Below are 24,279 nucleotides of genomic sequence, written 5' to 3' on the forward strand. Positions count from 1 at the left end.
GTCCGATAAGTTCAACTAACCATCAGTGGGGGATGAAGAAAACCCCCACTGATGGTTAGTTGAACTTTATTATTCAGAACCACTGCACATTTTTAACTTTTAATTTTTAATTTTTAATTTTTAATTCCTCTCCAAAAAACTTTCCATAAAGCCTTCAATTTTTTTCCTACTTGATTAGACGCATTAAAATAAGCTAGTTCTACCATTATTGCCATCACGATCCCTGTAAATGCAGTCGTTAATGTATCTGCATTTTCTTCAGAGGTTATTGCCTCTTTCTGTATCCATTGTTCAAAAGCTTCTTTCAACAGCTTTTCTTGGAATACTTCTACCTCCAAAACCTCTTGCTGGACTTCTTTATAAAGATGAGATGGTGGTAGAAACCCCATGAGCAGCCAAAATTTTAAACTTTCATTTTTTTGAAACATATCAACTATATTCCACAAGTATCCATATAAAAATGAGGATACATTGCTTCTATCATTTTTATGAAAATACGTTTCCTTCATGCTTATTTCTGCTTCTTTCGCTTCACGGAGCACTTCTAAAAACAACTCATCTTTTCCTTTAAAATGGGCATAAATAGATGACTTTTTAATGCCAACTTCGTCTGCAATTTGTGTAAGCGAGGTTCCCTCATACCCATTTATTGCAAAATATTTTAATGCTGCCTGTTTTAATTCCTCCCGTTTCATAAAGCTGTCTCCTTCTATTTAATCGTTCTATACTAGGAAATTAGTTTTAACCCTATTGTCGCAGATAAAATCATGCCAATAAAGAATAGTCTTTTCCACTCTTTCGGTTCATCATATAAAAACATGCCGATACAAGCAGAACCTATTGTGCCAATACCAGTCCACACTCCATATGCTGTTCCCATCGGGATAGTTTTTAATGCATAAGTAAGCATGGCAAAACTTAATAAAAATCCTATAATAAGATATAAAACAGCGTCCCACTTTTTTAATGTTAACCTTTTTATATTCAGCACTCCAGCTACTTCACATAGCCCTGCTGACAGCAATGCTATCCACGCCATCATTGATCCCTCTCTTTTACAGGATTTTTATCTGTTACAATCTTTAAGCCGATTACCCCTATTAGTAAAATTCCAATAAATAATATCTTTAAAGGCTGAATTGGTTCATGAAACAACACAATTTCTCCTATCACTGTTCCTGCTGTTCCCAGCCCGGTAAATACAGCATATACCGTTCCAATTGGCAAAAATTTTGTTGTATATATTAACAGGATAAAACTAAATATGATTGCTAAACCTGTTCCTATCCATTCTAATGGTGTTGCTGCATATTTTAAGCCAGCTACCCAAACAACTTCTATTATGCCTGCTCCAAACACCATTATCCAATAACGATTCATCTTTTTCCCTCCTGGTGCTAATAACTTTAATCAGTAACCTACCGACCGTTCGGTTGTTATTTTCTCACCAATTTTTATCTTTGTCAAATTTTGCTTCTACTAGGTAACTTTTTTTCGGTAGAATCGTATACAAATAATAACTGCTTTTTCTCATCTTTATTTTTCCATATGTTTTGTTATCATTTTGTTTAGGAGTGTATAGTATTGAAAATAGACAGATCCTTTCGAAAAAAATCGAGGAAATCATCATTCTTTTTGAAGATCAACATGATTTTTTTTGTTCTATTCGCATTTGCTTTCGTCTTTGTCCTCTACTATTTTGGTTTTTTAGGCTTTTTTAAACTTTTGCACGTACAATTTGATTCCTTATTCGCTCTTTTTCTATTTGTAATTTGGTATCTTTTAATAGGAATTATTGGCGACCTGATTATTAAACTAGTAAGAAGGTATATTAATGTGGTGATTCCTGTAAACGTTTGGAAGTTTTTCAGCACATTTCTGCTCATTTATTTTATTAACTGGATGATTATCCTATTATTGTATAATTCGATGGAGTCTATAAAAATTAGCGGATTTACACAAATGCTTGCTTCAGTTATCATCAGTTTTGTTGAACTAGCATTTGAAAAACCCGAGAAAAAGGGGAATAGTCATACTGACCTCTATTAGAGGATAAAAAACCACATAATCTACTTAAAGGTAAATTATGTGGTGCACTAAAAAATAGATTTAATCTAAATAGAAAACCCGATTATTCATATTCTAAATTCCATTCTTTCACAAATACTGCACTTCCTGTTATATGAACATCTAGTTCATTTTCTACTTTGTAAATTTCCACGAATACCTTTCCGTCTTTATTCATTTCCTGTCCTTGCTCGACCAGTACTTTCACTGTTTCCTTTTGTGCCAACTGCTTTTTTATGTATGTCGCATAATACGCTCCCATGACTCCTGAGGCGATGCCTGTAACTGGATCTTCAATCGCACCAGAATATGGTGAAGAAAAATGACGTCCATGCATGGTTGCATCAGAATAATAGGTTTCCAGACAAAAAGGGAGTAGAGAAGATCGTGGTTTCTCCTTTAAAATACTTCCTAGCTGGAAAGTGCTTTTCATCAGGCGTTTACTTTTCGCTTCACTTCTAAATGAAAGGAATAAATTTGACTTGGTCCTATTAATCGAAAGCCTTTGCCCTGTACATAATCCAATTTTAAATCTTCATTTATATGCTTTAGCGTCATTTGATCTAAATAGATAACGATTCCATTGTCTTCAAATTTTGTATCCTCCGTTTTTATATGGTCCACAGAAAAATCGTAATTATATGTGTAGCTGCATCCTCCGCTAAAAATGGAGCTTATTTTAAAGCTTGCGCCTTCTGGAACCTCATAAGTTTGCAATTTTTTCTTTGCATCTTCTGTAATTGAAACTTTCATTTTATTCACTCCTTCTAATTTAGGAAAAGCTTTTTTTTCCTTATCTTCTTTTTATTCCATCCACACAAGAAAATGAAACCCATTTCTTTCACTTATTAAATGTATCAAATAATTGATAACCTGCTGGAAAGCATTCTTTCTATTCTTTTCTTTCATTATATGCTGTTTTCCACTTATTCGAAAAATATCTGCTTAAAAAAACAATGTCGAGTTGCTTTCCATATCGACATTGTTTGATTTCGCTATTTTCTTTTTACAAAACTCACTATAATCGCTGCTATAGAAACAATAATGGCTATTATCGACAATACAGTACTTAGTGATGTACCTTCTTCCTGATCATGTGCTGACTTTTCTTCTGTATTATTTGCTGTTGTATTATGACTATGTCCATGGCTGTCAGTAGCCATTTCGGATTTTACTATATCTGTAATGGAATGAGGAAGCTCTGAATTTTCATCACCTGTCCATTCAACAATGCTTCCATCTTTATAATATTGAAAAGCATCCCATGCCACTTTTTCTGCCTCAGAAGGGTTCTGTGCTGTAAAAGTGAAAGTACGATATTGTCCTGGTTGAATGGCTGCGTCGTCATTTGCTGTTTCCCAAGTAACAGTTGTTACTTTGTCTTTATTGTCTTTTTCAGTCGTTGTTTTCCAGCCTTCAACTGGTTCATACATTTTAAATTCTAGATTTTCCGGTATTTTTAAAACAATTTTTGTCGTTGGAATATCCTTTTCTACTGGAATCTTTATACTATATGTTTCCCAGGCTTCTGTTGTAGAAGTAGCAGGCTTCACCGTAACATGGGCACTTGCCGGCAACGCAAGGAAAACCATAGCAAAAAACACAGTAAGAATGGATAAAATATTTTTTTTGTTATGTAGCATTGCAAAATCTCCTTTTTTCTCTTTCTTTTGTTAAAATAGTTAACATCTTTTATGGAGTGTTAACCTTTCCTATCATAACAAATACGGAAAATTAATAAAACAAAATAACACGATGTAATTGCAGCTTCTTCAAACAGGTTTTCAAGTAAGAGCATTATGGTCGAATGAAATATAATATATACCATTTTCTCCATTTAAAGGTTGTGAACTCCAACTTTTTGTTAAAACTCCATTTTTTTGACAAAATAAAAATAATTTTACAGTCCTATTTAAACTACGCTCTCAGGCTGTTCGAAAATATTTTCGAACAGCCTGACTTTTTCTAACCATCTTTTAATTTGCTGTATTATCACATTTCTTGTGGAGCTGCTATGCCTAATAAACGAAGACCTTCCTTTAGTACAATGGTCACCGCATATACTAATGTTAATCTTTGTTGTTTATGGTCATCTTCCTTCAGTATGCGAGTAGATGCATAATACTTATTAAAGGCTTTAGAGAGTTCAATAACATATTTAGCAATCTCAGAAGGATCATAGTTATCCATTGCCCGTTTTACACTCTCCGGAAAACTCTCTAATGTTTTTATTACATTCCAGCTTGATTCATCCGCAAGGAGTTGTTCATCCATCTTTTGCATCTTTCCTTTTCTTAATAGAGAGCAAGCACGAGCATGTGTATATTGAACATAAGGACCTGTCTCTCCTTCAAAACGAAGCATATCATGCAAAGAAAACTCAATATCTGACAACCGGAAATGCTTTAAATCATGAAAGATCACAGCACCCGTTCCAACCTGTTTTGCGACTTCTTCTTTAGTAGTCAAACGGGGATTCTTTTCTTCTATGTTTTGAAGTGCGAGCTCAATAGCCTCTTTTAACACTTCTTCCAGCAACACTACTTTTCCTTTTCTAGTCGACATTTTTTTGCCATCTTTCAGCATCATACCAAAAGGAATATGAGCCATTCCTGTTTGCCAATCATACCCCATTTTAGCAAGCACGGAAAAAATCTGTTTAAAATGGAGCATTTGCTCATTTCCTACTACGTATAACGCTTTTTCAAACTTGTATGTTTCCTGACGATATAAAGCAGCAGCTAAATCACGGGTTGCATATAAAGTGGTTCCATCTTTTTTCTTGATTAAACAAGGAGGAAAATCGTCGAGTTGTACTACCATCGCACCATCGGATGGGATTAGCAACTGTTCTTTTTCCAATAAATGAATGACTCGCTCTATCTTATCGTTATAAAAAGCTTCTCCATTAAAAGAATCGAAAGAAATTCCTAACATTTCATAGACTTTATTAAATTCCTTTAACGATTCTTCCCGGAAATACTTCCATAATTCGACTGCTTCCTCATCGTTTTCTTCTAATTTTTTAAACCAATACCGACCTTGATCATTTAACGATGGATTATTTTCTGCCTCTTTATGAAAAGTGACATATAGTTTTAACAATTCTTTAATTGGGTTTTGTATAACCTTCTCTTTATCTCCCCATAGTTGATAAGCTACCATTAGTTTCCCAAACTGTGTTCCCCAGTCTCCTAAATGATTTATTTTTATTGGCTTATAGCCATTTTTTTCCGCAATTAGCGCTAAAGAATTTCCAATAACAGTAGAACGTAAATGCCCCATCGAAAAAGGCTTCGCAATATTTGGAGAAGAAAAGTCAATGATTAGTGTACCATTTCTTCTAATTGAATGATGTCCATAATTTTCTTTTTTGTGTATGATTTCTTTTAAAATACAGGAAGATACTACAGACTTTTTCAAAAATATATTTACATACCCATTTACTACTTTTACTTTTTCGATTAAAGGAATCGTTAAATTCGCCGCAACCTCTTCTGCTATTGCCTGAGGAGATTTCCTTAATTGTTTCGCTAATGAAAAGCAAGGAAAAGCATAATCTCCTAAATGAGCTGATTTTGGTATTTCCAACAAGGATATTATCTCTTCTTTTTCTAAATGTTCATGCAGAATGCCAACTAAACTATTCGCCATTTCCACCTTTATATTCATCTTTGTTTCTCCTTTCTGCAGAAAAAAACTCCCGCCTCTTCTATTGAAGAGGCGGGAGTTTTAAATTACCCGCGGTACCACTCTAATTGTTTTCATCCTAAAAAAACCACTTGTTTGTGTTAACGGAACCATTCCGATTTTTCCTACTGTTTTCAGAAAAACATCTCCAAAGTGCGCTTCATTATTCGATCCGTATTAGGCTCCCACCTTCCCTAAATCGCTGTAACATCCCAAATAATTACTCTCTTTTTCCAAGATTTTCACTTTTTATATTATTATACTGATTATTAACGGAATTGCAATCAGAAATTCCTTATTATTTCAACTATTAGCTCGCTGGCGGAATAATTTGCTTGATCAATAAAATAAAAAAGACTAATCCTATAATTGTATATATTATTGACACAAGTAAGGGTTTATTAAATTTATGAAAAAATGGTTCACTTTCTAATATATACCCCGTCTGCGCACTTACAGAACTGTCCATGAATCTTGTAAAGGAACCACCCTTGCTGGAAAAAGTACAAATAACAACAGTAAACAGCAGCCCTACAAAAAACATCACTTCGATAAAGCGCACGGAAAAAACTTGAGCGACTGCATATGTTGCTATTACTTCCAACAATATCGTTATAATCGGTAATACAATCGATTTCTTCATTCTTTTTCCTCCTAACATTTTCTATATTCCTACGAAAATACAAAGAAAAAGTTTCGAAAAATCAGAAAATTTCCATTTCCATTACTTCTATTCCCTATCTCCAGATTAATTAATCGCCATTTTCAATATGTAGCCATATTGTTTGCTGCACATACAATAACCTGAGGTGAAAATAATGAATCCATTTCAAAATAGAGTGCATGGTGCTCCTGTTATAGGTGCTATTCCTATTGTCCCGCCAGCTATCCATGGTCTAGCAGGTGCAGGAGCCATCATACATGGAGCTGGTCCAACAAGTTTTCAGGCTGGAAATCCAGTTGTCATCTATCCATATCAATATTTTCCTACTTCCCATTCTCTCTATCCAAATACTTCTTATCCTTATACAAATAATCCATATCCTTATGTAAATAACCCTTACCCTTATCCATATGGAAACTACCACCTTCCATATTAAACGATGACAGACTTTTATTTTAAACAGTTATAATATGCTAGGTATTAGAAAATATAATCTATGCCTAGTATTTTTTTCCATTGGCTTTAACACTTTAACTTTCCACAAAAATTACTATCCTGGTTACATTGTTTTCTTATTGAAATAACGGCATATTACTTCAATAAGAAAACAAACAAAAATCTCTGAAGTAGCAAAGCAACCTACGAGATAGTTAATGTTTTTAAAATCCTTGCTGGATTCCCACCTACTACTACATTATCAGGCACATTTTTGGTTACAACAGAGCCGGATGCAATCACAGCATTATTGCCTATTTCCACACCTGGCTGAATGACAGATCTTCCTCCAATCCAAACATTATCTCCGATAGTTACTGGCTTGCCGTATTCTTTTCCTGAATATCTTTCATTTGGATCAAGCGGGTGTGTTGCAGTATAGATATGAACACCTGGCGCTAAAAAACAGTTATCTCCTATTTTAATAGGACAAACATCTAAAAAGATGCACTCATAATTGGCAAAAAAATTCTCTCCTACATAGATATTGTAGCCATAATCACACCGAAATGGCGGTTCGATTTTTATGGTTTCACCTGTAGCACCAAAATGGTTTTTTAACAGTTCGTTTCTTTTTTCTTTTTCTGTTTCTAATGTAGCATTATATAATCTTGTAAAGGCACGTGCATTGTCACTTTCCTTTCTTAAGGTAGGATCTGCCGGACTATATAATTCTCCATTAATCATTTTTTCTTTCTCCGTTTTCATTTTTCATCTCCTCTTATTTTATTTTGCATCATATCATTATACATTAATTTTATTTTTTGTCATGAAGAAAATTGATTTTCTGTTTTTTGGTACTGTACTGAACGGAATAAGAGATAGTATAAAAGGTATAATCCAATAGAAATACAAAAGTTCTACAAAATAAGCATATGTAGAACCGATTCACTTCATACATGAACAAGTAATCCTGTTGTAAATACCTTGTTATTCTTCTCTTTTTAAAACGATCTTCCCGCGTGTTCGACCTGTTTGACTAGAAAGGTGAGCCTTTTTAGCTCCTTCTATAGTAAGCGGGTATACTTCTGAAACGACAGGCTTTATTTTTTGGGATTCAACTAATTCACAAATATGCCGCATATTTTTTCCATCTGGTCTTGTAAATACAAATTCAACATGTAGCTGGCGATCTTTTTCTAATCTATCTATATTAACAGGTCGGACGGCATCCCGCTCGCTGATGATGGTAGCCACAGTTCCATTTTGCCTCATAAACTTCAGTGCATCTCCATAAGCTCTACCTCCAAGCGTATCTAACATAAAGTCAAATTTTGTTTGTGTTATGATGCCACCTTGGTCATAATGAAGCACTTCATCCGCTCCTAACTCTTGGACAAAATCACCATTCTTCGAACTTGTTGTGGCTGCCACATATGCACCAAACGATTTTGCCACTTGAATGGCTATCGAACCTATTCCCCCACTTCCTGCTAAAATAAACACTTTATCCCCCTGCTGAATGTTACCCACTTCTACTAGCGCCTGCCATACGGTAAGTCCTACTAATGGAAGCGAAGCCGCTTCTTCATATGTCAATCCACGAGGCATAAGGGAAACAAGTTTTGCTGGAACTACCATTTCATCAGCATATGTACCTTGTTTCTCCATTTCTGGTCTAAAAAATACATTGTCACCCTTTTTAAATTCAGTGACATTCGATCCAACAAATTCTACTTTCCCTGCTGCATCCCAACCTAAAATTAGTGGCAGTTCATATGGAAAATCCGCTTTCAAGCAGCCCTCTCGCACTTTCCAATCTACAGGATTCACACCACTTGCTTTTATAGAAATTAGCAGGTCGTCTGGTCCAACTGGTTCGGTTGGAATATTTATCATTGCAAGCTGTTGAACATCTCCATATTTTTTAATGCCGATCCCTCTCATTTTACAATCCCCTCCACTGGCTACACTTATATTATGTATTTTCTCTGTTATTTTTTATATTAAACTTCTTATTAAATTTATGGCCTGATTAATTTCTGGTGAATTTTTGTATTTTGTTTTATATGCGATGTACAATTCATTTGGCACTGTTATGTGTTCCAATATTACTTTTGCTTTGTTAGCATTCATGGAATGATCTACTATGTAAGTTGGGATAAACGTTATGCCTGCACCATTTTCCACACTTGATAACAACGCGTGTAGATTAGGTATAACATGAACCGGTTTAAGTTGGGGCCGCTTGCTAAATTGCTTTCTCCAAAACCTTCTTATAATTGGCAGTTCTAAACCGTAGCTTACCCATTTTTGCTTGATCAGCCATTTTTCTAATTCTTTTTTATGTTGAAAATCTGGAACCATCAGCTCTTTAGGGGCAATTAATACAAATTCTTCTTCTATTAAAGGAAGATATTCAATACCAAGTGCTTGTATCTTTTTAGAAGTTACAATTAAATCCACTTTTTCTTCTATTAATTGTTCCAGCAACTGTGAAGCAATCCCAAATTGTGCGATCATACGAAATTTTTCATCATTTAGATTTGGGAGGATTATTTCACTGAAAAATTCAAGAGCCGAACCAAATCGAATGACCGGCATATTTGGCAAAGAGCTGCTTTTCAGTCCGATGGTTTTTTCTTCAAGAGACTCGATAAGAGGGGCAACTTCTGAATAAAGCTCTTTACCTCTCTCTGTAGGCAGCATCTTACGAGATGATCTTGTAAAAAGGGGCACCCCCGCCTCCGCTTCCAAGGCAGCCAGATGCTGGCTCATCGCCGGCTGTGTCATTATTCTTTCTTTCGCAGCTTCGGACACAGAAAGATGCTTATAAATGCTGACGAAACTTCGATACCACTCAAAATCAACCACATAAATCATCCTTTTTCATTCATCTTATCTTACTTATAGCTATTTGTGTATACACCTTTCTTTTGTTTCCATTTCACTTATTTCTATTTATTCCTTCCAATGTTTATAAACACTTTAAGAGGTTGATATCACGAAAAGATATCAACCTCTTTTTTTAACCTAGTTTTTCCACAACTGCTTTAATTACACTCAATGTAGATTGAGGATTTTGTCCTGTAATCAAGTTTCCATCGACTTCATAATGTGTATGCCAATTTGGAGCTGCAACAAAAATCGCTCCCAGTTCCCGTATTTTGCTTTCTAATAGGAATGGCATATATTGGTCAAGAGTAGTTTCTGCTTCCTCACGATCCGTGAAAGCATTAACACGCTTACCAGCTACAAGCGGTTGACCATTTGACAAGGTTGCTCCCACTAATCCAGCTGGTCCGTGACATACAGCCGCTACTATTTTATCTTCTTCATAAAAATCACGAAGCAATTCTTGAAGTTTTTTGCTTTTTGGAAGGTCAAACATGGTTCCATGTCCACCTGGCAAGAAGATGGCATCAAAATCCTCTGCAGAAACTTGATTAAGATTTACCGTATCTTGTAAATAATGTTTTGTTTCTAAAAATTCTTGTGGAGTGCTTTCATCAACACTGCCTGGATCTACAGGAGCAGTTCCACCAAGGGGACTTGCTACCGTTACATCATACCCTTTTTTAGAGAATTCTAAATAAGCTTCAGCAAATTCTGATAACCAGATGCCTGTCGCTTTTTCCTCGTTCATTTCTTTATGGTTTGTTACGACCATTACTATTTTTTTTGACATATTTTTTTCCTCCTTCATAGGATTTCTCTGTTACATATGTCATTGTAAAACAGGTTTACCCATAAAACTAATTATAAAAAAGCACATCATCTATAAATAAATTTATAGATGATGTGCTTTTTCCTGAAACTATCACTTTTATTAGCAAATGTTTAGATCTTCAATTGTCATTTACTATTTCTTTTTTTGTATTTTTTAAGGATTAACCATTCTTTTTTTTTATCCATATTCTACTTTCTTTTATTTTTTCATTTTCACCGGAATCCATATTTCTGAATAATAATCAGGGTTTGTCGGATTATCATCTGAATATAGTTCAAAGGAAATCGGGCCTCCGTGTTGATAACCACTGCTTGGAAACCATTCTTCATAAATTTGCTTCCACACTTTTTGGATGCTATTTGGCATTGGTCCATGCACTTCAAAAACAGCCCATGTGGATGCAGGAATCAATAAAGAGTCGTAGCCGATTGGCGCCTCTTGATTACTTGCAGCTGCAACCCAATAATCCATCTTGTTTTCTGCTTCCGTCTCCTTTGTCGTTGCACAAACACCAAGTATCCCTTTTATAGCTCCATCATTTCTTTCTGCTAAAAAACCTGTTGTTCCATTACTGTTCACTTCATTCCAAAATAAAGGAATGTCCCGTAAATTTTCATTCGAGTTCATAGAATAGGTTCTTTTAATCCCAATTATTTGAAACGCTTTTTTCTCTGTTACCTTAAAATCCATCGCTTCTGCTCCTTTCAAACTTACCTGAATGGTTAAAGGGTTATACACTTTCAATTTTCCCATTCCTTTTTTTGTTTCTGTTGGTGTTGCACCATGCTGTTTCTTAAAAGCCTTCGAAAATGCTTCAGGAGAATCATAACCATATTTCAGGGCGACATCGATCACTTTGCCGTTTGTTTTTATTAATTCATTCGCTGCTGCTGTTAAGCGTCTTCGTCGAATATACTCCCCAATTGATATATCGGTTAAAACGGCAAATGTGCGTTGGAAATGGAAGGGTGAAATGTTAGCATGCATTGCTATCTCTTCTATATCCAATGACCTTTCTAGATTTTCTTCTATATAACGTATTGCATTTTGCAACCCTTCCAGCCACGTCATTTCGTTCACTCCTTCTATGTAAACCTTATCAAATACAAATGGAAAAAACCTGTTCTTTTCTGCTCGTATCGAACCGATCTACTTACAAATAGAAGCCAAACCTTTCATGTAAACGAACACGATCAAACACAAGCCTTTCAAAAAAGCTCATCTTTTTACCTAATCGTAAAAGATGAGCTTTTGATTCGTACTTTTCCTTTATTCACCTCCACCTCCACCTCCACCACCACAGCTACCTCCATCATTGCCTCCAAAAAAAGGACCACAATCATTTCCACTATCCGCATACCCCATATCTTGAGTGTGGTTATTCGAAAAAGGGTAATGATTATTATGTGTATGATTATTTATCGTAGTACTCTTCTTTTTTGTTACTAGCAAACTAACAATAATTACTCCTAGTATGAAAATAATAATGAACATATTTTTTCCTCCTTATGAATAAATTTTAAAAAGTAGTCTAGTATCTTTACGAATCAATAGACAAAAAGTTTCCATATTTTCATAAAAAAAGACGAACCTGTTGCGTGCTGGTTTCGTCTCTTTTTAAAATCTTTGTCTTATTTTTTTTATATTTTGGACCAGTTCTGGTTTGGTTTTTTTTAAACAATAAATCAAGATGATCGCACTTACAATAATTAGAAATAAAATAACTGGGTGTATATTTATAGAGACGAAGCCTAATGGGATTAATGCTAAAATAAAAAAATAAAAAAAGTTTCCAATTGTTGTTCCAATAATAAATGTTTTTAAAGATATGGAACTAATTCCTGCAATGATATTTAAAATACTTGTTGGAAAAAAAGGAAAAATTCTTCCGTATATTACATAGGACAATCCCTTTTTTTCTATTTTCTCAAGAAAATTATGATACTTTTTGGATAATGGCAACTCTTGAAACCAATAACGCACGAATATAAAAATTATAATTGCTGCAAGTATACTAGAAATCCAACTCCAGATAAAACCATACATAAAACCAAAACAGTAATAATTTAGTGAGATCACAACAAGCAACGGAATAATCGTAAAACTATTTTGAATAACCATAATAAATAAACTGAAAAAAAGGGCATAATATATATTTTCTTCTAAAAAGGACGAGACTGTTCTAAGCTCTCCTTTCTGAATTGAATGAAAGATGTTTGTATTAAAAATAAAGAAACAAATGATAATGACCAAACCAATAAATGTAATAAATCTCCCATATTTTTTTATAAGAAATCACCTTTTTCATATATATATATGGTCATTCTGTATAAAAAGAAACCTTGCTTATGCGTCCATTTTTTATTTTTATACCCTGTTTTTCTCCAAATAAAGCCCATATTGCTAATAGGAAAAGGAAGGTATGGCTTCTGGTGGGTATATAACCATATTCTTTTTATTACATTTTTATGTGAGAAAAAAACGAATCCTTAAAAAACGATGAGCAAAGGCCTATGTCATATTACATTTTGTTTAAATTTTCCTCTAATTCAAAAAAACACTACATTTTTAAGCTATAATGGCATTGTTAATGGAGGTGTTAACAATGATCTCATTATTAGAAGATATTACGCAAACAGGGCAAAAAGATACAATGCTTTATATAATAAACATGAATGGCAGGTTTATTATCGCCATTCCTAAAATTCATTGGTCCACAGAATTTTCTGCAGCAGATGATCTGCCCAAAAGATATGAACATATTCATGCTTCTTTAACCTTCCATATGTACGATGGCGATTCTTCCATTCTTGCTAATAATATTACCATGCACTCTGCACATTATGATGATGTTTATACATAATATTACTACTTATCTCACATTTTTTCGATAAGCCATTTACTTTTTCTCTTTTTTTCTATAGTATATATTTCACTATATTTTGATTAGGAGTTTTTCATATTGAACTATCTTTTTACATCTGATCGCTTAGGCTTTCGTCTTTTACAATTAGATGATATGGACGCTTGTGCACTGTTTTGGGGTGACGAGGAAGTAATGCTTTATTCTGGAGGAAGCACTTCTGAAGAGTTGCTGCCTCATGTTATTGCTTTCTATGAACAATCTCAAACCCTTCATCACTTATCAGTTTATGCAGTGGTAGATTTAGCAACTAATAAAGTAATAGGAGCAGCAGGATTTAATTTTGAACAAGAATCGGACAACCCGGAGCTGATTTTTCATTTCATGAAAGCTGCTTGGGAAAAAGGCTATGCTTCAGAAGCTTCCATTGCTTGCTTAAATTATGCTTATGCATCAAAAATTATCGATAAAGTCACTGCTTCAACCTCTATAAAAAATACAACGGCTATTAACATTTTAGGCAAAATTGGTTTTGACTATTTAGGAATAAAGTACTTGGAAGATACACAACAAGAAGAGGCGTTTTTTGAACTGGTTTTTTAAGTTTCATTTACTTTTCTAAGTACCTTTACTCTAGCCAAAAGTTACTAGTCTTATTGCTCCAGGCTTCCTCCTTTATCTCATTAATTTTGTACTTTTTATTACATTCTTGTAACATATACACTTCATTTCTTGACTAAAAACAAAGCTATACACTACAATGGGTCGTGTGAGGTGTTTTTGCTTGAAAATCAATCAGTTTAAGTTTAAAGAAAAAGGTTTAAATCGTTTTTTTGGACCCTTAGAGTCAAAAATTATGTCCATTCTATGGGATGGAGAAGAAATGACGATTAAAAATGTACATCATGTTTTAGAAAAAGATAAAGTTGTAAGCTTTAATACCGTGATGACAGTAATGAATCGGTTAGTGGAAAAAGACATATTACAAAAACGCATCGAAGGAAGATCTTCTTTCTATAAACCTATTCTTTCTAAAGCTGTTTTTTTAGAAATGCAGTCAAAAGAACTTACACATGAATTAATGGATGAATTTGGATCCCTTGTTGTTAATCATATGCTCGATGCATTGGAAGATGTTGACCAATGTTTAGTAGAAAAATTAGAACAAAAAATAAAAGATTGGAAAAAGGAAAAATAGTATGACAAAAAATTATACTAACACTCTTTTTATGACAAGTACTTTCATTTCCAGTATTTTGCTAATCCAAATGATTTGTTATCTTTTTTCTATTTTTTGCGGCTTTACCTTAAGCTTTAATCTTTTTCAAGTATGTCAGAGATTTTTTCAAGTAATTGGTGTCCCTTATATAGAATATATGCTTTTAGCTTTAGTTTTTTATACCATTTTACATACTGCCTTACTGATTGCTGAACAGGCTATCCAAAAAAGAAAAATGCATAAAAGGCTACTATGTTTAGTTAATGAAAAACGCAGTTCAGAGCTTATGCAACAGATGGAGTACCGTCAAAAACATGTACTGGTGATTGAACATCACGACCCAATGGCTATTACAATGGGGTTTTTCCAACCGAAAATCTTTCTTTCTACCGGATTATGGGATTTATTATCAAAAGAAGAGATAAAAGCAGTATTGTTTCATGAAGCATATCATCAAAAAAAATTAGATCCTTTAAAAAGTTTTCTGATTCAGTTATTTGCAACAATTATTTGGTATATACCTTTATTAAAGTGGATTTCCAAACAATATATCGTTATTCGGGAAGTATTGGCGGATGATTATGCAATAAAAAAGAGCGGCAATCCGATAGATATTAGTAATGCGTTAATTAAAATGATTAAAAATCGGCAGCAAAAAAAACATCCTTTTACTTATGTTTCCTTTGCTGAAAGCTCTGTTAATTATCGAATCAGATATATTTTGAATCCTGATAAGCCTTATACGATGAGATTGCCTTTTTTATCTACAGTGGCTTCCCTAAATATATTTATTATACTTTCAATATTATTTATTATTGCATTTATTTAATTTTTTTATATATTCACACTACATCGTGTAGTGTCAGACTGTCGATCAACTTGTTTCGCTGCCAGCCCCGATAGGCAATGTTTTGATCAACCTGAAAAGCAACTAAAAAAATGGTATTCGTAATAACACTACAAATATAGTGTTTTATTTAAAAACTCATAATAAGAGGAGGAATAACATGTTTACATTACAACCTATTGGAATACTTCTTATCCGTTTCGTTCTGGGGATTATATTCTTTATGCATGGTTTAGCAAAGATTCAGAATGGGATGGAAAATACAGCAGGCTTCTTCACAAGCTTAGGTTTACCTGGTTTTTCAGCGTATTTAGTAGCTGGAATAGAACTTATCGGAGGTGTGCTTATTATTATTGGTCTTGGAACACGAATCATTGCTGTTTTATTTGCAGCAATAATGTTAGGTGCTATTTTTATAGTGAATAGAAGCAATGGCTTTGTTGGCGGCTATGAACTTGATTTATCTTTGCTCGCCATGTCTTTATTCCTAGCATTTAATCACCAGCAGACATATGCAATAGATGCTATCATCACCTCTAATAAAAACAAACAACAAAGTGCCTAACTACTTTTGATTGAATGAAGGAGAAAGTATAGTGAGCAAAAACAACAAAAATAAACCATCTAAATTTTTTTACTGGATAATTGGAATCATCATTGTCTGCATCGCTTTTCTTGTTTATTTATCCCAATTGCCAAAAGATGCAGCAGCTATTGATTATAAGAATCAGCCTTTTTTAGGAAAGGATTCTGCCCCTGTCAGCATTGTTGAATTTGGCGACTATAAATGTCCCGTTTGTAAAGATTTCACCCAATCCTTTTTCCCTCTTATCGAAAAAGATTTAATTGATACAGGGAAAGCAAAGTTCTATTTTATGAACTACCCTTTTATTCATAATGATTCAACAAGGTCCGCTTTGTTTGCTGAAACAATTTATCATGAATTAGGCGAGGACACATTCTGGAAATTCCATGAACTGCTTTATGAACAGCAGCCAAATGATCTTAAATATGAAAACATCGATCTTTATACTGATGCCTACTTAAAAGAAACATTAGCGAAAGTTGCGGACAATGATAAAGAGGTCGAAAAAGTATTACAAGCATTTAGTGAAAATAAGTATAAAGATTCTTTGAAACAGGATTTGTCCTACGTGGATTCTCTCTCTGTTACAGGTACACCCACCATCTTTATCAATGGAGTTAAATTCGAAGGAGATACTTATGACGAATTCACAGAAATGGTAAATAAAGCATCTAAAAGCAACTAAGTTTATTCCAGATAGATTGTCATAAGTACTTTTTATGGTAATCTATCTTTTTTTGTTTAGAAAAGCTATGAAAACATGCACATAAATCTGCTGCAAGGTCTGGGTCAAAATGTTTCCCTCTTTGTTTTTCAATAAACCTTAGTGCTTGTTCCACTGTCCTTGAACCTTTGTACACTCTTCTTGAAACCAATAATCAAATACATCCACAATGGCAACCACTCTTGACTCAAAAGGAATATCTTCTCCTTTTAAACCGTATTGATATCCTGTTCTATCCCATTTTTATGATAAAGTGCAACTAACAATCAGTGGGGGTTTTCTTCATCCCCCACCTAGCTTCCTCGATTTCTCAGCATCCCCGAGGTGGGAGTCTTACTGCCCGTTAAGAGTGGAAAAATTTCAGACCATACACACAATAAGTAAAAAGAGGCTGGGACAAAAAGTCTCTATAAGTGAAAAAAAGTGAAGTCGCCGGGTGCGATTTCACTTTTTTTCACTTATTTTAGAGATATGTTGGCAAGAGCTTACGCTCTTGCCGCATATTTTCGTATGTTCACGGCCATTAATGCGAGGCCGGTTTCGTTTTCGACTTTCGATTTCCCACGAACCGAGAACCGTGTGAAACCTAAATTAGCCTTCAAGAATCCAAAAACTCGCTCCACGTCTATTTTACGTTGACGGTAAATCTTAGCCGTTTCTTCTTCCGAAAGCTTCGTTTTTATGTATTCTTTTTGTTCTTCCCATTTTTCATTAACCATAAGCTTACGATTCGTACCTTCTTTCGCTTTAGTACATAAGGAGCGTAGTGGGCAGCCTGTACAGTCTTCACCTTCATAGATATTGAATTGGCGTTTGAATCCTGTTTTATCTGTACGGGTTGAATTGTATTGGAATGTAAGCTCTTTCCCATTCGGACAAGTGAACGTATCCCTTTCTTCATCATATATCCAATTACTCGTTTTAAAAGGGTCCTTTTTGAACTTTTTCTTTTGCTCGTTTAAGTAGTGATTATACGTGATGAGCGGATTACGTTTTCTATTGGTCAAAATATCATCGTAATTTTGTTCGCTTCCATAACCGGCATCTGCCACGATATGTTTTGGTAAGGAAAAGAACTGCTTTTCTATTTGATTAAGGAATGGAATAAGTGTTTTTGTATCCGTTGGGTTAGGGAATACACCGTAAGCTAGTGTGAATTGCCCCTCTGTCGCTATTTGCACATTATAGCCAGCTTTTAGTTGTCCATTTTGCATGTAGTCATCTTTCATTCGCATAAAAGTGGCATCTTGGTCTGTTTTCGAATAACTATTGCGTGTTCCAAAGGTTTCAAAATCTTTTTCGTACTTTTGTTTGCGCGCAATCCAATCGTATATCTGTTTTACCATTTGTTTCGGTGATTTTCTTTCACTCCGAAGTTGTTTGCGCTCCTTAACATCGTTAGAGTTGTCAATCTTTTGGGTATACTCATCGACTACTTCCTCTAAATTTTCAGCGATTTGCGTTAATTCCTCCATGGAAAGCTGCTCATCATTCTCTCTTTTTATTTCAGGAATGATTCGATTTTCAAGCAGTTCATTGTACAACTGGTTAGACCTTTCCACCAAATTTTCATGGTATTTTTCAACAGACTTCTTCCAAACAAAGGTGAATTTATTGGCGTTTGCTTCCACTTTTGTACCTTCGATAAAAATAGCTTCTTGATCAATGAGCTTCTCCTGCACTAACTGGCAACGGAACTGCACGAAGCACTGACGTATGATTTCCTGCATATCGGGATGAACACGGAAACGATTAATGGTCCGGTAGCTTGGCTCCTATCCTTGTGCGAGCCACATCATTCGAATACTATCATTTAAAAGACCTTCCATTTTACGCCCAGAGAACGTCGATTGCGTGTAGCTACATAAAATAATTTTCAGCATCATACGTGGATGATAAGCTGGACACCCAGTAGGTCGAACGAAGGAATCGAAAGCTTCACTCGGAATACTTTCCACTAAATGATGGATGGAAAAGGCAATATCATTCTCCTGTATTTTTATTTCTAAATCTAAATGCAAAATAAATTGATTCATGTTATAATCTTTAAACATAAGGACCCTTCTTTCGGATGAGATTTGGTGTGGTAACTTTATTTTATCAGAAGTGGTCCTTATTTTTATGGGAAAAAATAAACAAAGCCGGTGAAATTTTACGACGAGTAAAATTCCACCGGCTTTTTCATCTCAGAGGAGAGTTTTGTCCCAGCATCTTTCTGTTTTTCAAATATTTAAAACGTTGATTCTAATGCACGTATAATTTGATACAATGTTCGATTAACAGGCGTTTCAATGTTCAGCCTTTTACCGTAATCTATCACTTTTTCCGAAAACATCGTTACCTCTGTCAACCGTTTTGCTTCTATATCTTGAAGCATCGAAGTTTTTCCATCCTTGCTGATATTGCTTACTATATTTTTAAAGAAATCATCCATATCTACTTCTGATAAGTCGATCTTTTGTGCCTTTGCAAGCATGATCACTTCTTTCATCGCATCCATTGCTAAATCTCTTGCAAAACCAGGTTCTTGAAAGAAGCCGTAAGGGGATCGGGTGACTGCAGATACTTGATTCATCCCAACATTTATCATAAATTTGTACCACAAAGTCCTTTCCATATCTTTCGGAACTTCTACTGGAATTTTTCCTTTTTCAAAGCATGCTTTGATGTTTTGCACTCGCTCTGTAAGCTCCTCGTTTTTCTTTTCCCCAAACGATATTTTCCCCGGATTGGAACAATAAATAGAATTGCCGTCTCGTGTTGAATCAATGCCATTGCACATGGCATATACTACTTTTTCCCTTCCATATACTGCTGCAATTTCTTCTTCACTCGTTATACCGTTCAACAAGGATAGTATTGTCGTATTTTCCCCAACATGATTGAGAATAGAAGCAATTGCTTCTTCCAGCTGTCCATATTTAACCGATACTATAATTAAGTCTGCGGCTTCACTCTTTTCTTCCGGTGTTATGTATGTAAATGAAACGGGTTCATTATTCACATATATCCCTTTTTGTTCATATCGTTGTTTTCTTTTCTGATCGACAATTGCCTTCACTTCCAATTCTCCTGTTTTCTGAAGAATATCTCCATATACAGAGCCGATTGCTCCTAATCCAACAATGGCAATTTTTTTTATCATTGACATGTCATTCTCCTCCAATAATTCCTTTTCCAACTAAGACATATTCATCATACCACGCTGGAACATGGGAGAGAATGCAAAAAGATCATTCCACCTGCATCTATAATGCCCTTAAGACGAAGAACGAAAGCTAAAATTGTTTTGGGTTATAAATTTACAGCTACTCTAATAAAATTTTTTCTAATTAACAAAAAAAAAGCCTTCAAAGGCTTTTTTGCGTTTTTCATTTATATCGGTTCATTTGTTTTTATTTTGGCCCTGTTTAACTTGCCTGTTGATTGCAGCGAGAGGTGTTCGCTTTCCGCGGGCGGTCCCGGGAGCCTCCTCGGCGCTTCTGAGCCTGTGGGGTCTCCCTCTAACTCGCTTTTCCCGTAGGAGTCTCACTCCTGGAACGAAAATCAACATAGTGCCAAAATCAACACTGAGCTTTAACATAGCCCTTATTTTAAATAATCTCTTTTTTTCGCTGATTTCCAACTGACTATAGGAATCAAAATAAGCAGAATAAGTACTACGATTGTCATAATGGGTTTATCCTGAAACGGCAGCGGAATATTCATGCCAAAAAAACCCGTAATAGCAGCAATGACTGCAGTAAGTACTGTAATCATGGTTAAATGCTGCATCGATGAATTCGTTCTTGCAGAAACAATGGAAAAATACGTGTCCATGGCACCAGATACAAGATCCCGATACACTTCTAATGAATCAGCAATACGCTCAAGATGATCCACTAAATCCATATAATAAGGAATATTTTCTTCTTGCACCTTAAATAAATAACGGTTGCCAACAGAAGCAAAGATTCTTTTTTTCGGCTGAATAACTCTTCTGAATATTACTATGGTTCTTTTAAGAGCAAGGAATTCTTCGGAAATTTCTTGTGCAGGGTTTATATACATTTCATCTTCCAGTTCATCAATCCGCTCTGCAATTCTGTCCAAGATAGGAAAATACTCATCTACAATTTCATCTATAATAGCATAAAGAAAATAATCTGCCCCTTGATTCATTTTTGTTTTGCTATGGCGAATCGTCTCGACTACTTTCCCTATCGCTTTAATTCTTTTTGGATGAACCGTAACAATATAATTATCGCCCAAAAAGACATTTAATTCCTGCGTGGTAATTTCTACATCTTCTTCTTCATTATAATTAACGGCATTAAAAATAAAAAATGTATATCCGTCATAACGGTCGACTTTAGACCGCAGTGTATGCTGTAAACAGTCTTCTATAGCAAGGGGATGAAAATCAAAAATATCCGCAATTTTTTGCAGCTCTTCCTTTGTTGTATCATAAAGATCGATCCACAGAAGATTTTCTTTCTCGTTTCCCACTTTCATATGCTCTTTTATATCTGCTAAATCAATTTTCTTTTTTACTTCTTCATTTGTTTTTGTATATAAATAGGTCTTAATCATGCTTGTCACCTCTCCACTTCGATTAGAGGCAATAAAAGATGCTTAAACTCCCGTTCATTTCTATATACAAATAGGTCTTTCGGAGAACGGGAGGAATCTTTATTTCCTCATTCTTTATTTGCTTATTATTCTGTATCGAATTTGGATCATCTGCTCCCATTCTTCCCCACCTCCATTTAGAAAAGCATAAGCGCCTTGGTAATTGCCGTATTCTACTGAGATAAAGGAAACACGTTAAGCCGAATGGCATACCGATGTTGCCTTATCGTAGGGTGAAGTTCTGAAGTATGTTAGGCAATAGGCGCTGGAGCTAGATAGCTATCTGACTTCAAAAAACTTATACTTTCTTATCTCTCTAAAAAAAAACCTCTTTCGATCGAAAGAAGTCATTACAAACAATATACGTAGAAATATATCGCTTCTTATGTCTTCCCTCGTTTTGTTTTAGCACTGTATAGCATAGGAACTATCCAGCTACATTAAGAAAAACCTTAATCCGATTTTTCCTGTTGACCCATTGGCGTCTTTGGACATTTTTGGGCAGCAGCGTATCTCTATACAGGAGCCTCACTTAACAGAAAACAAATTATTAAATTCGAATCTTATTTATCCTCGTACACACTATATACCCTTGAAAACATTTTCGTCAAGTCATTGTAACTATATTTCTTTATTTGCTGATACTCCCATCGCTAAAGCAATGGGGTTCTGAAAAACTCTTGCTTCTCTTCATTCATACACGTACAAGTACATTCACACACTCCACACTCTTAAGAGTGGACGGCTTGGGAATTAAGCACTGACATTAATAAATATCCTGTTTAAAGGTTTATTCAGAACTTTCACAGCCAAAGCAACCTTTGTTGCCATTCGCGACTGCATCTATGGTCCTCACAGACTCGGTAGATCACACCGCCATTATTTATTTTTAAACTGCTGCAGCAGTTTTTTTGTTTTTTAATCGAATGCCTGCATTTAACACCATTATACCTTGTTTCTCTATTCGTTCTATTTCTTTATCATGTAAAGATTGAAACATTTCAAACGTCTGTTCACAACGTTTTCTATTCGTTTTAGTTCCTGTCTGATTGGAATTCATCAACAGAAACGCCGAGTATAAATCTCGTTGAATGCTTGTCCCATCACTAAAGATGTGCCATCTTTCTTTTAATTCTTTTTTCGTATAATCATTTGTCTTATGATTATACTGACTAGCTTTGAATATTCTTGTATTCACTTTCTTTAACATTCCACCTTGAGCTGTTACTTTTCGTTCAAGTATGCTAATAAACATTGCGGGAGCACGATGCCCAATACTTTTTCCAAAACGCTTTTTGCGCTTGTATTTTCCTGTTTTTTCACTGATTTCTGTTTTCTTAACACGTTTTTGCAAACTCTTTATGTTCATTTCTTCCCAGTAATGTTTATCTCCAAAGGAAAGTAGTCTATTAGCTAATATACGATGAGATAGTTTTCTATTATCGGCTTGCTTTCGATATAATTCTATCATTTTGGCTTTCAACTTCAAATAATGTTTGGAGTAAATCCACATCTTTTTTTCTTTTTTAATTGTTCCATCTTTATTGTAATTTTTCGGATTCATCGCTCGTTTTGAACGATCCATTTTTCTTTGAATCAATCGAATTTTCCTTGTTAGGTTCATCACATTCTCAGCTAAATTCGTTAAGAGAACTTCATTCTCTCCAACGACTGCGATAGAAGAAGTTCCTAAGTCACCTCCAACACGACCTTTTCCAATTTGATGTTTGAATGAACCATCTTTATTTCGTTTCGCTGGGGGAAATCCTTGAACGATCAATTGAGCAAAATAACGAGTTTTTCCACATATTACACGTTTTATAATTCGAACATATTTCACTTTATGGAAAGATTTTTTCACCTCTCCTTTTTTAGTTTTGTATTCAAATTCAACACTATTTTCGAAGTTAGACAATGCTTCCTGCATGTACAAATCATTTTCTTTCATGATTAAATGTATATTTGTTTTTCCAAAAACAATGGTGCCATCTCGATAAAACCAGCCAGTATTGTTTTTCTTTCCTTCAAAACTAACCAATTCTCCGCGTTTAATAAAGTTCACTCTCTTGGATTCACCTTTCAATTTCTTACAAAACGTATTCCAAGCACGAGTAGCTGCTTTTTGAGCAATATCTGCATTTAATGTATTTCCAAAATGGTTCCGAATGATTTTAAGATAATCGTGCATAGCATACTCCGTTAACTCAAATCGTTCTTGTATATCAAATATCTTCTTCATGATTTGTTTTTTCTCGTTTTGATAGAATTGGATGTTCTTTTTATTTCCTTGTGCTTTATTATAAGAGAGTTTTTTAGAAACAGCACAAAGGCATCTTCTTAATTTTTTATACTTCTTTGTCCGTTTCATTTGTTTTTCCCGTTTTAATAGTTCTCCAAGACTCGAATTATAAATAACGCGACTCACTTCTAAATTATTCTTAATATCTTTTATAATAGAAGGATTTGTCCATAATTCCATCGTTAATACATAGGAAGGCGTTGTCTCCTTTGCCATTACAAAAACCTCCATACAGAACATTTGTTTGTGTTATAATTATAACAAACAAAATGGAACAAATGTACCTTTTAACAAAATGTTCAAAAAAAGCAAATTCCTCCCACACCTGAAGGAATGGGCTTCCTTTATAAGTACTATGGTTTTATCAATACATTTATAAAGGTAAAGAGTTCCATTTCAATTCCTATTCTATAGGCATGCATAAATAGAGGTTTTTTGGTCTATACGTTGAATTATTTCTATCATACAGAAAAAAATGGAGGTTTTTGTATGCCCGTTCCTCAGCACCCTATATAACCTGATTCTTACCCTATTCGAGGTCCTC

At 34.6% G+C, this 24,279-nt stretch carries 26 protein-coding genes, 1 pseudogene, 1 riboswitch and 1 other annotated feature; of the genes and pseudogenes, 8 read left to right on the top strand and 19 right to left on the bottom strand.

Features of this window, described 5'->3' with window-relative positions; all coding sequences use genetic code 11:
* Window positions 1–113: 113 nt before the first annotated feature.
* Genes ACTYBU_RS04025 through ACTYBU_RS04035 form a run of 3 tightly spaced genes read right to left on the bottom strand, consistent with a single transcriptional unit; the run spans window position 114 to window position 1,380 of the window.
* A complete protein-coding gene (locus ACTYBU_RS04025; protein ID WP_445487352.1) occupies window positions 114–695 on the bottom strand; it encodes a TetR/AcrR family transcriptional regulator in 582 nt (193 codons plus the stop codon).
* A 32-nt stretch (window positions 696–727) separates the two neighbouring features.
* Window positions 728–1,039 carry a DMT family transporter gene (locus tag ACTYBU_RS04030; protein WP_445487555.1) on the bottom strand — a complete coding sequence of 104 codons (312 nt, stop codon included), beginning with the start codon at window positions 1,037–1,039 and terminating at the stop codon, window positions 728–730.
* Window positions 1,039–1,380: a DMT family transporter gene (locus tag ACTYBU_RS04035; RefSeq protein WP_445487353.1), complete on the bottom strand. Its 342-nt coding sequence runs from the start codon at window positions 1,378–1,380 to the stop codon at window positions 1,039–1,041. Before ACTYBU_RS04035 ends, ACTYBU_RS04030 begins: the two co-directional genes overlap by 1 nt.
* A gap of 267 nt (window positions 1,381–1,647) precedes the next feature.
* On the opposite strand from ACTYBU_RS04035, the gene ACTYBU_RS04040 reads away from it, so the two are divergent.
* A complete protein-coding gene (locus ACTYBU_RS04040) occupies window positions 1,648–2,049 on the top strand; it encodes a YrvL family regulatory protein (RefSeq protein WP_445487355.1) in 402 nt (133 codons plus the stop codon).
* Window positions 2,050–2,131: 82 nt separating this feature from the next.
* Here ACTYBU_RS04040 and ACTYBU_RS04045 read toward each other — a convergent pair whose 3' ends face one another.
* The 5 genes from ACTYBU_RS04045 to ACTYBU_RS04065 form a co-directional block, all read right to left on the bottom strand.
* The gene (locus ACTYBU_RS04045; RefSeq protein ID WP_445487356.1) at window positions 2,132–2,500 is read right to left on the bottom strand and encodes a PhzF family phenazine biosynthesis isomerase; all 369 of its coding nucleotides are present in this window, start codon (window positions 2,498–2,500) and stop codon (window positions 2,132–2,134) included.
* Complete coding sequence (locus ACTYBU_RS04050) at window positions 2,500–2,820, bottom strand: iron-sulfur cluster biosynthesis family protein (protein WP_445487358.1); 321 nt, start codon at window positions 2,818–2,820, stop codon at window positions 2,500–2,502. The genes ACTYBU_RS04045 and ACTYBU_RS04050 overlap by 1 nt, the downstream gene beginning before the upstream one ends.
* Before the next feature lie 242 nt (window positions 2,821–3,062).
* Window positions 3,063–3,710 carry a YcnI family copper-binding membrane protein gene (locus tag ACTYBU_RS04055; RefSeq protein ID WP_445487359.1) on the bottom strand — a complete coding sequence of 216 codons (648 nt, stop codon included), beginning with the start codon at window positions 3,708–3,710 and terminating at the stop codon, window positions 3,063–3,065.
* A gap of 349 nt (window positions 3,711–4,059) precedes the next feature.
* Window positions 4,060–5,739 carry an arginine--tRNA ligase gene (gene argS, locus ACTYBU_RS04060; protein ID WP_445487360.1) on the bottom strand — a complete coding sequence of 560 codons (1,680 nt, stop codon included), beginning with the start codon at window positions 5,737–5,739 and terminating at the stop codon, window positions 4,060–4,062.
* A 44-nt stretch (window positions 5,740–5,783) separates the two neighbouring features.
* Window positions 5,784–6,002 (bottom strand) — a binding site (T-box leader).
* Between the two features lie 65 nt (window positions 6,003–6,067).
* A complete protein-coding gene (locus tag ACTYBU_RS04065) occupies window positions 6,068–6,400 on the bottom strand; it encodes a hypothetical protein (RefSeq protein ID WP_445487362.1) in 333 nt (110 codons plus the stop codon).
* Between the two features lie 175 nt (window positions 6,401–6,575).
* Here ACTYBU_RS04065 and ACTYBU_RS04070 point away from each other — a divergent pair, with 175 nt between their 5' ends.
* Entirely contained in the window at window positions 6,576–6,857 is a 282-nt protein-coding gene (locus tag ACTYBU_RS04070) for a hypothetical protein (RefSeq protein WP_445487364.1), read from the top strand.
* A 203-nt stretch (window positions 6,858–7,060) separates the two neighbouring features.
* Here ACTYBU_RS04070 and ACTYBU_RS04075 read toward each other — a convergent pair whose 3' ends face one another.
* From ACTYBU_RS04075 to ACTYBU_RS04105, 7 genes are all read right to left on the bottom strand, one after another.
* Complete coding sequence (locus ACTYBU_RS04075) at window positions 7,061–7,624, bottom strand: maltose acetyltransferase domain-containing protein (protein WP_445487365.1); 564 nt, start codon at window positions 7,622–7,624, stop codon at window positions 7,061–7,063.
* A 222-nt stretch (window positions 7,625–7,846) separates the two neighbouring features.
* Window positions 7,847–8,803, bottom strand: a complete 957-nt coding sequence (locus ACTYBU_RS04080; RefSeq protein WP_445487366.1) for an NADP-dependent oxidoreductase — start codon at window positions 8,801–8,803, stop codon at window positions 7,847–7,849.
* A gap of 54 nt (window positions 8,804–8,857) precedes the next feature.
* Window positions 8,858–9,739 (bottom strand): LysR family transcriptional regulator, encoded by an 882-nt coding sequence (locus ACTYBU_RS04085; RefSeq protein WP_445487368.1) that lies wholly within the window; start codon window positions 9,737–9,739, stop codon window positions 8,858–8,860.
* 145 nt (window positions 9,740–9,884) lie between these two features.
* Window positions 9,885–10,544, bottom strand: coding sequence for a type 1 glutamine amidotransferase domain-containing protein (locus ACTYBU_RS04090; RefSeq protein ID WP_445487370.1), 660 nt, complete (start codon window positions 10,542–10,544; stop codon window positions 9,885–9,887).
* A gap of 240 nt (window positions 10,545–10,784) precedes the next feature.
* Window positions 10,785–11,657, bottom strand: coding sequence for an AraC family transcriptional regulator (locus ACTYBU_RS04095; RefSeq protein ID WP_445487371.1), 873 nt, complete (start codon window positions 11,655–11,657; stop codon window positions 10,785–10,787).
* Window positions 11,658–11,855: 198 nt separating this feature from the next.
* Complete coding sequence (locus ACTYBU_RS04100; RefSeq protein WP_445487373.1) at window positions 11,856–12,080, bottom strand: hypothetical protein; 225 nt, start codon at window positions 12,078–12,080, stop codon at window positions 11,856–11,858.
* A 123-nt stretch (window positions 12,081–12,203) separates the two neighbouring features.
* Window positions 12,204–12,707 (bottom strand): TVP38/TMEM64 family protein, encoded by a 504-nt coding sequence (locus tag ACTYBU_RS04105; protein ID WP_445487375.1) that lies wholly within the window; start codon window positions 12,705–12,707, stop codon window positions 12,204–12,206.
* 484 nt (window positions 12,708–13,191) lie between these two features.
* Here ACTYBU_RS04105 and ACTYBU_RS04110 point away from each other — a divergent pair, with 484 nt between their 5' ends.
* The 6 genes from ACTYBU_RS04110 to ACTYBU_RS04135 all read left to right on the top strand — a co-directional run bounded on the left by ACTYBU_RS04110 (window position 13,192) and on the right by ACTYBU_RS04135 (window position 16,786).
* A complete protein-coding gene (locus ACTYBU_RS04110) occupies window positions 13,192–13,449 on the top strand; it encodes a YueH family protein (protein ID WP_445487376.1) in 258 nt (85 codons plus the stop codon).
* Between the two features lie 99 nt (window positions 13,450–13,548).
* Window positions 13,549–14,052, top strand: a complete 504-nt coding sequence (locus tag ACTYBU_RS04115; RefSeq protein ID WP_445487378.1) for a GNAT family N-acetyltransferase — start codon at window positions 13,549–13,551, stop codon at window positions 14,050–14,052.
* Between the two features lie 181 nt (window positions 14,053–14,233).
* Window positions 14,234–14,647: a BlaI/MecI/CopY family transcriptional regulator gene (locus tag ACTYBU_RS04120; RefSeq protein WP_445487380.1), complete on the top strand. Its 414-nt coding sequence runs from the start codon at window positions 14,234–14,236 to the stop codon at window positions 14,645–14,647.
* Between the two features lies 1 nt (window position 14,648).
* The gene (locus tag ACTYBU_RS04125) at window positions 14,649–15,497 is read left to right on the top strand and encodes a M56 family metallopeptidase (RefSeq protein WP_445487382.1); all 849 of its coding nucleotides are present in this window, start codon (window positions 14,649–14,651) and stop codon (window positions 15,495–15,497) included.
* Between the two features lie 178 nt (window positions 15,498–15,675).
* Complete coding sequence (locus ACTYBU_RS04130; RefSeq protein ID WP_445487383.1) at window positions 15,676–16,080, top strand: DoxX family protein; 405 nt, start codon at window positions 15,676–15,678, stop codon at window positions 16,078–16,080.
* Window positions 16,081–16,111: 31 nt separating this feature from the next.
* Window positions 16,112–16,786: a DsbA family protein gene (locus tag ACTYBU_RS04135; protein ID WP_445487384.1), complete on the top strand. Its 675-nt coding sequence runs from the start codon at window positions 16,112–16,114 to the stop codon at window positions 16,784–16,786.
* Between the two features lie 524 nt (window positions 16,787–17,310).
* Here the strand turns inward: ACTYBU_RS04135 and ACTYBU_RS04140 are convergent.
* From ACTYBU_RS04140 to ACTYBU_RS04155, 4 genes and pseudogenes are all read right to left on the bottom strand, one after another.
* Window positions 17,311–18,879, bottom strand: a pseudogene (locus ACTYBU_RS04140) (IS1182 family transposase).
* A 176-nt stretch (window positions 18,880–19,055) separates the two neighbouring features.
* Window positions 19,056–19,976 (bottom strand): ketopantoate reductase family protein, encoded by a 921-nt coding sequence (locus tag ACTYBU_RS04145; RefSeq protein ID WP_445487386.1) that lies wholly within the window; start codon window positions 19,974–19,976, stop codon window positions 19,056–19,058.
* Between the two features lie 437 nt (window positions 19,977–20,413).
* Window positions 20,414–21,397: a magnesium/cobalt transporter CorA gene (gene corA, locus ACTYBU_RS04150; RefSeq protein ID WP_445487387.1), complete on the bottom strand. Its 984-nt coding sequence runs from the start codon at window positions 21,395–21,397 to the stop codon at window positions 20,414–20,416.
* A gap of 423 nt (window positions 21,398–21,820) precedes the next feature.
* Window positions 21,821–21,983, bottom strand: a riboswitch (M-box (ykoK) riboswitch).
* Window positions 21,984–22,325: 342 nt separating this feature from the next.
* Window positions 22,326–23,951, bottom strand: a complete 1,626-nt coding sequence (locus ACTYBU_RS04155) for an RNA-guided endonuclease TnpB family protein (RefSeq protein WP_445487389.1) — start codon at window positions 23,949–23,951, stop codon at window positions 22,326–22,328.
* Window positions 23,952–24,279: the final 328 nt, after the last annotated feature.

The organism is Niallia sp. 03133, from assembly GCF_052663225.1.